At 62.5% G+C, this 11232-nt stretch carries 9 protein-coding genes; 6 read left to right on the top strand and 3 right to left on the bottom strand.

Annotation, left to right across the window (positions count from 1 at the left end; translation table 11 throughout):
• Positions 1–18 precede the first annotated feature (18 nt).
• Positions 19–831, top strand: a complete 813-nt coding sequence (locus I6E58_RS11795) for a carbon-nitrogen hydrolase family protein (protein WP_197133904.1) — start codon at positions 19–21, stop codon at positions 829–831.
• On the opposite strand, the gene I6E58_RS11790 is transcribed toward I6E58_RS11795, so the two are convergent.
• The gene (locus tag I6E58_RS11790; protein ID WP_197133902.1) at positions 828–2030 is read right to left on the bottom strand and encodes an aminotransferase class I/II-fold pyridoxal phosphate-dependent enzyme; all 1203 of its coding nucleotides are present in this window, start codon (positions 2028–2030) and stop codon (positions 828–830) included. The genes I6E58_RS11795 and I6E58_RS11790 overlap by 4 nt on opposite strands.
• A 215-nt stretch (positions 2031–2245) precedes the next feature.
• Here I6E58_RS11790 and I6E58_RS11785 point away from each other — a divergent pair, with 215 nt between their 5' ends.
• The 4 genes from I6E58_RS11785 to I6E58_RS11770 all read left to right on the top strand — a co-directional run bounded on the left by I6E58_RS11785 (position 2246) and on the right by I6E58_RS11770 (position 6694).
• Positions 2246–3853, top strand: coding sequence for a S1C family serine protease (locus I6E58_RS11785; RefSeq protein ID WP_231595609.1), 1608 nt, complete (start codon positions 2246–2248; stop codon positions 3851–3853).
• Positions 3854–3979: 126 nt separating this feature from the next.
• Complete coding sequence (locus tag I6E58_RS11780; RefSeq protein WP_197133900.1) at positions 3980–5008, top strand: glycosyltransferase family 2 protein; 1029 nt, start codon at positions 3980–3982, stop codon at positions 5006–5008.
• Positions 5009–5012: 4 nt separating this feature from the next.
• Entirely contained in the window at positions 5013–5831 is an 819-nt protein-coding gene (locus I6E58_RS11775; RefSeq protein ID WP_129073378.1) for a CDP-alcohol phosphatidyltransferase family protein, read from the top strand.
• Positions 5828–6694 carry a glycosyltransferase family 2 protein gene (locus I6E58_RS11770; protein WP_197133898.1) on the top strand — a complete coding sequence of 289 codons (867 nt, stop codon included), beginning with the start codon at positions 5828–5830 and terminating at the stop codon, positions 6692–6694. Before I6E58_RS11775 ends, I6E58_RS11770 begins: the two co-directional genes overlap by 4 nt.
• A 73-nt stretch (positions 6695–6767) precedes the next feature.
• Here I6E58_RS11770 and I6E58_RS11765 read toward each other — a convergent pair whose 3' ends face one another.
• Positions 6768–8678 carry a DEAD/DEAH box helicase gene (locus tag I6E58_RS11765; RefSeq protein WP_197133897.1) on the bottom strand — a complete coding sequence of 637 codons (1911 nt, stop codon included), beginning with the start codon at positions 8676–8678 and terminating at the stop codon, positions 6768–6770.
• Between the two features lie 191 nt (positions 8679–8869).
• Between I6E58_RS11765 and I6E58_RS11760 the strand changes: the two genes are divergently transcribed.
• Positions 8870–10162, top strand: coding sequence for a CDP-glycerol glycerophosphotransferase family protein (locus I6E58_RS11760; RefSeq protein WP_197133895.1), 1293 nt, complete (start codon positions 8870–8872; stop codon positions 10160–10162).
• 12 nt (positions 10163–10174) lie between these two features.
• Here I6E58_RS11760 and I6E58_RS11755 read toward each other — a convergent pair whose 3' ends face one another.
• The gene (locus I6E58_RS11755; protein WP_197133893.1) at positions 10175–11116 is read right to left on the bottom strand and encodes a hypothetical protein; all 942 of its coding nucleotides are present in this window, start codon (positions 11114–11116) and stop codon (positions 10175–10177) included.
• Between the last annotated feature and the right edge of the window lie 116 nt (positions 11117–11232).

The following is an 11232-nucleotide window of genomic DNA, read 5'->3' as shown; positions in this document are numbered from 1 at the left end:
GGGTCGTAGGCTGGGCTTATGACTCCCGCTTCGACTATCGCCGTTGCCCAGTTCGTTCCTGGCCCTGATCGCGAGAAGAACATCGCGCAGATCACGGAGCTCGCTGAGCGTGCCGTCGAGCGTGGCGCGAGCTTTGTGATCTTTCCGGAGTACTCGTCGTACTTCACCGCCACGATCGGCGAAGACTGGGTCACCGCCGCCGAGCCGCTCGACGGCCCTTTTGTGCAGGCCTTGACGTCGCTCGCGCAGCGGCTGCGGATTCATGTCGCTGCGGGAATGCTGCAGTCGAGTGATGAAGAGAACCGCTTCTGGAACACGCTTGTCGCAATTGCTCCTACGGGCGCCATCGTCGCGACCTACAGCAAACAGCATCTCTACGACGCGTTCGGTCAGCGCGAATCCGACTGGGTCATCCCGGGGTCGATTGCCGCGCCGCAGACATTCGCGTGGGAGGGCTTCACGGTCGGTTTGCAGACCTGCTACGACATCCGTTTTCCGGAGGTGTCACGCCGGTTGGTGGATGCCGGAGCCGACCTCATTGTGGTGCCCGCCGAGTGGGTGCGCGGCCCGCTCAAGGAGTACCACTGGCGCACGCTGCTCACGGCGAGGGCGATCGAGAACACGGTCTTTGTCGCCGCAGCCGATCATGCCCCGCCCATCGGCGTCGGCAACAGCATGGTCGTCGATCCGATGGGCGTGGAGCTCGTGACGATCGGGGAGCGCACGGATGTCGCTGTCGCCCACATCGAGCATGCTCGCCTCGACGAGGTGCGCGCCATCAACCCGGCGCTGTCGTTGCGCCGCTACGGAGTGCACCCGCTCGAAGGCTAGTGGCGCAGTTTCATCCCGGAAAGTTGGGCTGCTGCCCGTTCGAGCACGTCGGTTTTCTTGCAATAGGCGAAGCGGATGAGCGTGTTGTAGTCGGCGTGGTTTTCCGGATGCACGAACGCGGTCACAGGGATGCCGACGACTCCGCTGATCTCGGGGAGGATGCGGCAGAAGTCGGCGGCGTCCGTCACACCGAGGGGTGCGGCATCCGCAACGATGAAGTAACCGGCTTGGGGCGTGCTGACATCGAAGCCGGCGTTGCGCAGCCCGGCGCCCAGGGTATCGCGCTTGCGGGCAAGGCCGCCGGCGAGATCGGTGAAGTAGCTGTCAGGTAGCCCGAGGCCGGTCGCGATGCCGACTTGGAGTGGTGCGCCGTTGACGTAGGTGAGGTATTGCTTTACGGCCATGATTGCTTGGAGCAGCGGCTGCGGTGCGGTTATCCAGCCGATCTTCCAACCCGTGGTGTTGAACGTTTTGCCGCCGCTGGAAATGCTGATGGTGCGATCGAACGCGCCGGGCAGACTCGCGACAGGGATGTGTTCGTGGCCGAAGGTGATGTGTTCATACACTTCGTCGGTCACGATGAGGGCGTCGTATTTGTGGGCGAGCTCGACGATCAGTTCGAGAGTTTCGCGGTCGAGCACAGCGCCGGTGGGATTGTGCGGACTGTTCAGAATAATGAGCCGGGTGCGTCCGCTGAAGGCGGCCCGGATGTCGTCATGGTTGGGCTGAAAATCGGGGGAGCGCAGTGGCACCGTCACATGGGTGGCGCGCGCGTAGTTAATCATCGCGCCGTACGCGTCGTAAAACGGCTCGAGCGTGATGACTTCGTCGCCCTCGCTCGTGAGGGCAAGAATCGTGGCGGCGAGGGCTTCGGTCGCTCCGGCAGTTGCCAGCACTTCGGTGTCGGGATCAACGTCGATGCCGTAGAAACGCTGCTGGTGTTCGGCGATCGCGTTGCGCAGTACAGGGAGCCCGTTGCCGGGCGGGTACTGGTTGGTGCCGTCGCTGATGGCCTTGCGGGCGGCATCCAACACTTCGATGGGGCCGTCTTCATCGGGGAAGCCCTGACCCAGATTGATCGCGCCGCTACTCACGGCGAGGGCAGACATTTCGGCGAAGATTGTTTGGCTCAGCTGCCCGTCGGCGCCGAGCAGCATGGCGCCAGTGGCGGCGCGTTCCCAAGATCCGGTGACTGTCATTGTGGGCCAAGCCTAACCACTTGCGGTCTCGGATGCCGCAGAAACCGGATGCTCCACCCAACCTGAATGCGGCCCGACACAAAAACCGCACAAAGCCGGGAGTCGCGCGACAATCGCCGCTTTTCTTCAGGTCAAGCGCGCAGCCAGCCCACAGGCGAACTAAATAGAATGCACAGGTTCGCGGTGGAGGCTAGCACCGCTGAAAGGAGCACATCATGACCGAGGTCCCCGAAGAACCCACCGCCCACAACCCCGCCGACAGCACACCCGACAACAGCACTGCACCCAGCACCCCCGAAGCATCCGCTGCCACACCTCCCGCAGCACACGCGGCAGAAAACGCCGCCGGCGCCACCGAAGCGCCCCCACACGTTTCCCCTTCCGGCACCGCGCCAGAAAGCGCGCCGGCTGAGGCTGCACCAACCGCAGGCACCGCCATCACACCGACGACGCCCACTGTCCCGAGCGAAACGCCCATCGCCGCCGCGGTCGCTCCGATTGATGCGAACGTCGCTGCGCCCACAGTTTCAATTACGGCTGCTCCCAGCGCACCGGGCGCAAGCTTCGGAGCCGCCGCAACCGCAGCACCTGCTGAACCAGCAGTCCCCGCCAAGAAGCCACGATTCACACTCGGACTCGTCGCCGGATTCGCCATCGTCGCGCTCCTCGGCGGTGCCTCCGGAGCGGGCGTTGCGCTCTGGGCCGTCGGCAATCAGGCCACTTCGGCCGTCAGCGGAACCGCGAGCCCCGCATCCATCACCGTCAACGACCCGGGAAACGCCACTCTCGTCACTTCGGTAGTCGCCAAAGCAGCCCCCGCCATTGTCACGATCAACGTGACCGGCCAAAACTCCGGTGGTAGCGGCTCGGGCGTTATCATCAGCGAAGACGGCAACGTCATCACCAATGCCCACGTCGTCACGCTCGACGGCGAAGTTGCCGACCCCAAGGTCACGGTCACCACCGCCGATGGGCGACTGCTGTCGGCCACGGTCGTTGGTTTCGACCCGATCTCCGATATCGCCGTGATCCACATTGACGACGTCAGTGACATGCCTTACATCAACATTGCCGATTCCAGCGAGCTGAACGTCGGCGACAACACGGTCGCGATCGGAGCTCCGCTCGGTCTCTCCGGAACGGTTACCAGCGGCATCGTTAGCGCACTCAACCGCAGCATCACGATCGCGTCCTCTGCTCTGCCCGCCGACCCCGAATCAGAGAGTGACGCTCCTGAAGACAGCAACGCGCCTGATCTCTGGAACTTCGACCTCTTCGGCGAAAACGGTCAGGGCGGTGCGCAAAACTCCGCTAACCAGGCCACAGTCGCTCTTGCCGTTATCCAGACGGATGCCGCAATCAACCCGGGTAACTCCGGTGGTGCGCTGCTGAACTCCGATGGTGAACTCATCGGAATCAACGTCGCTATTGCATCCTCCGGCGGCAACGAAGGCAGCATCGGCGTCGGGTTCGCAATTCCGTCGAACGTCGCTAGCCGCGTTGCTAACGAGATTCTCGAAACCGGAACCGCCACGCACGGCCTACTCGGAGCATCCGTCGCTGACGTCACCGACGATCCTGCCCAGAGCAGCGCTCAAGTTGTGGGAGCCAGCATCGTTGGCATCTCCGACGGCGGCGCCGCAGCGGATGCTGGTCTCAAGGTCGGCGACATCGTCACCGGCTTCGATGGCTTGCCCATCACGAACAAGACCGACCTCACCGCTCAGGTGCGGGCTTACTCGGCCGGCGCAAGCGTTCCGTTGACTTATGTCCGCGACGGAAAGGGATACTCCGTCGACGTGACCCTCGGTTCACTCCAGTAAACGAACCAATCAGGTATGCGGCGTCACTGGCCTTAGGGCCGGGGGCGCCGCATACGTGTGTAACCGTCGAATTAGTACCCGACACGATAAGCTCTACCGACAACCCAGCCCGACGTATTGGAACCCATGGCAAAGAAGGCTCAAGCCCTCACTGGCGTGTCGTACGTGATGCCCGTACTCAACGAAGTTGAACACATTGAGGCAGCCGTCGACAGCCTCACAGCGCAGGATTACGAAGGACCCTTCGAGATCGTGCTCGCGCTGGGCCCCAGCGTTGACGGCACCAACGCCATTATCGACGAAATGGCGCGACTCGACCCGCGTATTCGTCATATCCCCAACGAACTTGGTTCCACGCCCGGCGGTCTCAACGCCGCTATTCGTGCTTCCACACATCCCATCGTCGTGCGAGTAGATGCCCACTCGGTGCTGCCCACCAACTACACGCGAGTCGCCGTCGAAACTCTCGAACGAAGTGGCGCAGACAACGTCGGCGGCATCATGAAAGCTGAGGGCCGAACGCCCTTCGAGCGCGCCGTCGCTCACGCTTACGGATCGCCAGAAGGGCTCGGCGGCACCCAACATCACACCGGCGGTAAAGAAGGCCCGGCTGATACCGCCTATCTTGGTGTCTTCCAGCGTGACCGCCTTGTCGAGGTAGGTCTGTTCGATGAAGACATCAAACGCGGCCAAGATTGGGAGCTCAACCGACGCTTGCGAGCGACCGGCGGCACCGTCTGGTTCACCCCCGAACTCGAAGTTGTCTACCGGCCGCGTTCCAGTCTCCGCACGCTCGTTCGCCAGTTCGTGGCCACCGGAATCTGGCGTGGAGAACTCGCACGCCGTTTCGGCACAGCCAACTCGTTGCGCTATTTCGTGCCGCCGCTCGCCGTGCTCGGCACGGTAGTGGGCCTCATCATTGGGCTCATCGGCAGTGTGACCGGGGTCAACTGGCTAGCGATCGCTTACGCGGCTCCCGCCGTTTACGTGCTCTTCGTGGTGGCGGCGTCTGCCGTCGCTGGTGCCAAAGAGGGGCTACGATCAGGTCTTTGGTATCTGATCGTGCTGCCGTGCATCCACTTTGGATGGGGTAGCGGTTTCATTCTCGGATTCTTGAAGCTCACTAAGAACATCACTGCGCAAACGGGAAGGTAACGCCGTGTCCCCCCACACACCCTCGCAGCCGACTGCGCGCCCCACCTCCATCGCCCAGCTGCGTGAAGTAACACAGCCGCCCGAGGTGCGACTTCGCGCCAACGCCGAGCACTGGACCGCGTCGCTCTATCTTCGCGACCTCTCGCCTTATCTAACCTGGATGCTCCTCAAGACGTCGATCAGTGCCAACGGTGTTACCGGGCTCATGATCCTCACGGGCTGGCTCACTGCCGCAGCGCTACTGATCCCCGGGTTCACGGGAGCGGCGCTGGCGCTGTTTCTTGGCCAAATGCAGATGCTCGTGGACTGCAGCGATGGAGAAGTAGCTCGCTGGCGCAACACCCGTTCGCCCGCCGGTGTCTTTCTCGACAAGGTCGGGCACTACAGTACCGAAGCTCTTATCCCGATCGCTCTCGGCATCCGCGCCGCTGGTTGGCCTCTCGATTTCCCTGCAGATTTCGCGTGGACGACAGCCGGCTTTGCACTCGCCCTCATCATCGTTCTGAACAAAGCGCTCAACGATATGGTTCACGTCGCGCGCGCCAATGCCGGGCTCGACAAGCTCAGCGATCGCAAGGGCGAGGCCGAACCAAGTCACAGCCTCGTCGCTACGCTGCGCCGGGCCGCACGATTCGTTCCGTTCCACCGGCTCTATCACTCGGTTGAACTCACCATGATCGCCTTCGCCACCGCCATCATCGCGCTCTTCGTCCCTGCGATGGCGGCAGAACGTACGGTGCTGCTCATTCTGCTTCCGCTGGCACTCCTGGCGCTCGGCGGACACTTCGTGGCAATCATGGCCTCCAAGCGCGTCCGCTCGTGATCCACCGCGTCGGCGTTGTTTCCCTCACTCAGGGCAAGCGCCCCGTCGACCTAGCCCGAGGACTCGCCTCGCTCGATGCCCAAGAGGGCGTCGAGCTCGACGTGATCGTCGTCGGCAATGGCTGGCAGCCCAGTGGACTTCCGGATGGCGTGCGAGGCCTCCACCTCGACGCCAACCTGGGCATCCCCGCCGGCCGTAATCGCGGCGTCGAGCACGTGCAGGGTGACTGGATTTTCTTCCTCGACGACGACGCCAGCATCCCGTCGCCGACGTTCCTCAGCGACGCCATCGCCATCATGCAGGCGGACCCAAGTATCGGACTAGTGCAACCGCGCGTCGAAGACGCCGAGGGCCAAGAGAACCCGCGACGGTGGATTCCGCGCATTCGCAAAGGCGACCCCGCACACTCCAGCGACGTTTTTTCAGCGTGGGAGGGTGCCGTGCTCATGCCCCGTGCGCTCTTCGACCAAATCGGTGGCTGGGGCGACCCGTACTTCTATGCCCACGAAGGCATAGAGCTCGCTTGGCGCGTCTGGGGTGCCGGCAAGCGGGCGTGGTACGCGGGAAACCTTGTCGCGAACCATCCGGCTATCGACCCGGCCCGTCATAGTTACTACTACCGCCTCAACGCCCGTAATCGGGTCTGGCTCGCTAAGCGCAACCTGCCCGTGCTGCTCGTTCCCATCTACGTGGCCAGCTGGACTGCAGTTCAGTTGCTGCGCGCCGCAAGGAATCCCGTGGGCATGCGTGCCTGGTGGGGTGGCTGGATTGCTGGTTGGCGTGAAAACCCCGGTGGGCGCCGCAGCATAGGGTGGGCAACAGTGGGGCGGATGGCGCGCGCCGGTCGCCCTCCCGTGATCTAGTCGCCGCCGCTCGCCAACGCACAAACGCGGCACTTCACCGAAGTGAAGCACCGCGCTTGTGTTAGTTCAGGCTCTAGTAGCGAGGCTTGCGCTTGGGACGATCGTCGTAGCTGCCGCCGCTTTCGCGACCGCCGCTGCTGCTGTCACTGTCTCGGTTGTTGTAACCGCGCGATGCTTCACGTTCGCGGTTGGCGCGGGCGCCACCTTCGAATGAGCGGTCACGGCTCGGGTACTTGTCGCCAGCGGAACGTGCTCCGCCGCCGTTGGCCTTGCGGTCCGGTGCGATCTCAATCAGCTTGCCGCTGATGCGAGTGTCACGCAGACGCTCGAGCACATCTTTCGACATGTCGGCAGGCAACTCGACGAGAGAGAAGTCCGGGCGAATCTGAATGTGGCCGAAGTCGTCACGGCTGAGTCCACCTTCGTTGGCTAGTGCGCCAACAATCTGGCGGGGCTCAACGCGCTGGCGCTTGCCAACCTCGATACGGTACGCGGCCATGGGCTTCGTGGAACGCGGGCGGCGCTCGGGGCGATCGCCACGCTCTCCGCCACGGTCGCCACTACGCTCGGGGCGATCGGTGCGTGCCTTGCGCTCATCACGCTCTGCGAAACGCTGGGCGCGTTCTTCTTCAGCCGAAAGCAACAGGGGAGTATCACCCTGAGCCACGACGGCAAGCGCCGCAGCAACATCCGCTTCAGGAATATCGTGGTGTTCAACGTAGTGAGCGATGATCTCGCGGAACGCGGTGATGCGTGGCTGCTGGTTGAGCGCTTCGGTGATGGCGTCGTCGAAGCGCGTGAGACGCGTGGAGTTGACGTCTTCAACCGAAGGAAGCTGCATTTGCGTGAGCGGCTGGCGCGTGGCCTTCTCGATGGCGGTCAGCAGGCGACGCTCGCGAGGAGTGACAAAGCTGATAGCCGAACCGCTGCGACCGGCGCGACCCGTGCGACCGATGCGGTGCACGTACGACTCGGTGTCAACGGGGATGTCGAAGTTCACGACGTGGCTGATGCGGTCGACGTCGAGTCCACGAGCGGCAACGTCAGTTGCTACCAGGATGTCGAGCTTGCCCGACTTGAGCTGGTTGACGGTGCGCTCACGCTGAGCCTGAGCAACGTCACCGCTGATCGCGGCCGCGGAGTAACCACGGGCGCGCAACTTCTCTGCGAGGTTCTCGGTTTCGCTCTTCGTGCGAACGAAAATGATCATGCCTTCGAAGTTTTCGACCTCGAGGATGCGGGTGAGAGCATCCACCTTTTGCGGGTAGGACACGATCAGGTAGCGCTGCGAGGTGTTGGCCGACGTAGTGGTCTTGGCCTTGACAGTGATCTCTTCAGCGTTGTTGAGGTACTTCTTGGAGATGCGGCGGATCTGGGCCGGCATCGTCGCGGAGAAGAGTGCAACCTGCTTGTCATCCGGGGTGTCGGCGAGGATCGTCTCAACGTCTTCGGCGAAACCCATCTTGAGCATCTCGTCGGCCTCATCGAGAACGAGGTACTTGAGCTCAGAGAGGTCGAGGGTGCCCTTGGCGAGGTGGTCCATGATGCGGCCGGGAGTACCGACAACAACGTGAACGCCGCGGCGCAGCGCCGACAGCTGAACTCCATAGGCCTGTCCGCCATAGACGGGGAGCACGTGCACGCCACGCATGTGGGTGGCGTACTTCTCGAATGCCTCACACACCTGCAACGCGAGTTCGCGGGTGGGGGAGAGCACGAGCGCTTGAGGCTTGCTCTGGGATACATCGAGGCGCGAGAGAATCGGCAGCGCGAAAGCTGCGGTCTTTCCCGTGCCGGTCTGGGCCAGGCCGACTACGTCGCGCCCTTCCAGAAGAGTAGGGATAGTGGCTGCTTGGATAGCCGACGGCGTCTCGTAGCCAATGTCGCGGACCGCTTTCAATACCGCATCGCTGAGAGCGAGGTCGGAGAAAGTGATCGCGGTCTCGGTGGTTTCAGACGGTGCGGTTGAATCAGAATCGGTCATTGTGTCAACAGTACCTGCTTAACCCCTAGTAACATGCGGTTTTAAGGGCGCTTACCCAGTATTCTGCCCGGAATCGTGCCCGAGTACTATCGAAACTGCGGCTAAGCCTCGCGCCGACGGATCAGCATCGGCTCTGTAACGGTCTGGCGAGTGTGCCGCCGCGGCAAAATTCCGATGATTTGATTGTGACCATGGCTTTACTGAAGGACTTCAAGACCGCACGCAAGGTGGTGCGCACGATGCTGCGCTCGCGCCGCAATCGGCGAAGCGTAGCCGGGCTGCTGGATGAGCATCCACTGCCCGTTCCTGGCTCAGTGAGTATTGCCGTTTACTTCGCCGATACGAAGGTGAATCTGTACCAGATGCGGCAGTGGTACGCGCCCCTCGAAGAGCTTTCGAAGCGTTTTCCCGTGGCCATCATTGCGCGTTCGCCGAGCGCAGTACTCGCGTTGTGGAATGAAGCCCCTGTGCCCACGGTCTATCTGCGTCGTGTGTCAGAGCTGGAGCAGTTCGTAGCCGAGCAGCCGTTGAAGATCATCTTCTACGTCAACCAGAACGCCAAGAACTTTCAAATGTTCCGCTACGGCCGCATGTGGCACGTTTTCATCAACCACGGTGAGAGCGACAAAATGTACATGACGACCAACCAGTTCAAGGCTTATGACTTCAGCTTCGTTGCCGGGGATGCCGCGCTCGATCGCCTGAGCTACAAACTCTGGGACTTCGACATCAAGAAAAAGGCGATTCCTATCGGGCGCCCGCAGGCCGATCATTTTGCCGGCGATCTTCCGTACACTCCCGACGACCGAACAGTCATTCTGTACGCTCCCACCTGGGAGGGCGACCGTGATGCTGCCGCCTACGGCTCGATCGAAAGCCACGGTGTCGCCCTCGCCAAGGCAGTAATCGCCAGCGATAAGCATCGTCTGATCTATCGCCCGCACCCACGTAGTGGAGTGGTGAACGGCGCCTATAAGCGTGCCAATATCGACATCATCGCGGCCATCGCCGAAGCGAATGAGTCAGACCCGTCGGTGCAGCACGTGTACGACGATGGCAAGGAGATGGGCTGGCAGCTTGTCGCAGCGGATGTCGCGATCACCGACGTCTCGGCGATGGTCTATGACCGTCTCGCCACGGGCAAACCTCTCATCGTTACTCGCCCTCTCTCGGAGCATGCCGAAATCGATGAGGGCGGCTACCTCGGCTCCTGCGAGTGGCTGCGCGCCGACCAGGCGGGCGACATTCTGGCCATTGCTGAGCGAGTGCAGTTCGACACTGAGGCGAAAGAGCGCTTGGGGTATTGGGCCGAGCGCCATTTCGGCGACACCACTCCCGGTGCAGCAACCGCCCGTTTTCATGACGCAGTCGAGTCGTTGGTGGCGCTGTGGCACCGTCACGCGCAGATCCACATCGGTGATCGTCTGGTCACCGAAGCTGACCCCTTTGAAGACGACGAGGATGAATCGCCCGACGCTGAATAGTCAGCGCGAAGATTAGCGCCCAGAGTCGTGCTCGGGCGCGTGCTCCGGGTGAGGGGCCGACTCGAGGCCACTATCGCTGCTCGCCTCGATTGCGGGTAATTGATCGCTGTCGAGGTGGTTTTCCAGATCGGCGAGGGTCTCAAGCTCCACCCAACCACGACGTTTTCGGCGCAGAGGTAAGGCTGGCAGCGAAGGCAGTCGTGAGCGTGTGCCGCGGACCTTGGGCGTTTTAGCCGCTTTCGGGAGCGCGATTACCGGCTCGAGCCATGCAGGCAACGTTGCTGGTGCCGGACCAAACCCTTGACGAGCGGTGCGTACGATTTGGCGGCCCAAAATGTTGTTACCGCCGCCGCCAATAACAGCACCGATACCGAACGGCATAAGGCGGCCGACAACATTCGTGCCTTGAGCGGCTGCGTAGCGTTTGAGGAAGGTTTTTTTGAGGCGGTCGGCGATAGGCCCCACTAGGGTGCTGGGCAGATTCTTAGCGAGGGTCTCGCCCCAGAACGCTGAACGAACTGCACCGGCACCGGTCGCTTGGGCCGCGAGCTGTTTCACGAGGTCGCTGCCAGCACCGCCCAACACCATCGTCATCACGAGGGCGCGGGCGCGGTCTGGGTCGTCGACAACGATTCCGTGGACTTCGGTGATCGACTGAGCAAAAAGGGCGCTGGCTTCGAGAAAGCCCGCTGTCTCGACGCCTGACAGCGCAAGCGATGCTCCAGTGCCGACGGCGGGGATCGCCGCGCTCGCTCCCACGAGCGCGCCACCGGTCGTCACCGCAGCCAGATAGCGACGTTCGAGAACGGTGATGATCTCATCCGGAGTGGCGTGAGGTTTGCTGCGACGGATGCTGCGGATGTGTGCGAGCACAACCGGACGCTGCACCGTGAGCACGCGGTCGATGCCGCGCACCACCATCGGGTGAGAGCTGCTGATATCGCTGTTTGCCATGCGTTTCAGCGTACCGGAGGCGTCTGACGGCATCCCGGGAGTGAGGCTGCCGTTGGCTAACTGTGACGTTCGTGAGCGACGGATGCCGGAGCATCGCCCAGACCGCCAGAGGCCAA

It is taken from the genome of Salinibacterium sp. SWN1162 (assembly GCF_015864675.1).
GTDB lineage: Bacteria > Actinomycetota > Actinomycetes > Actinomycetales > Microbacteriaceae > Rhodoglobus.
This window is presented reverse-complemented; position numbering and strand designations above follow the sequence as displayed.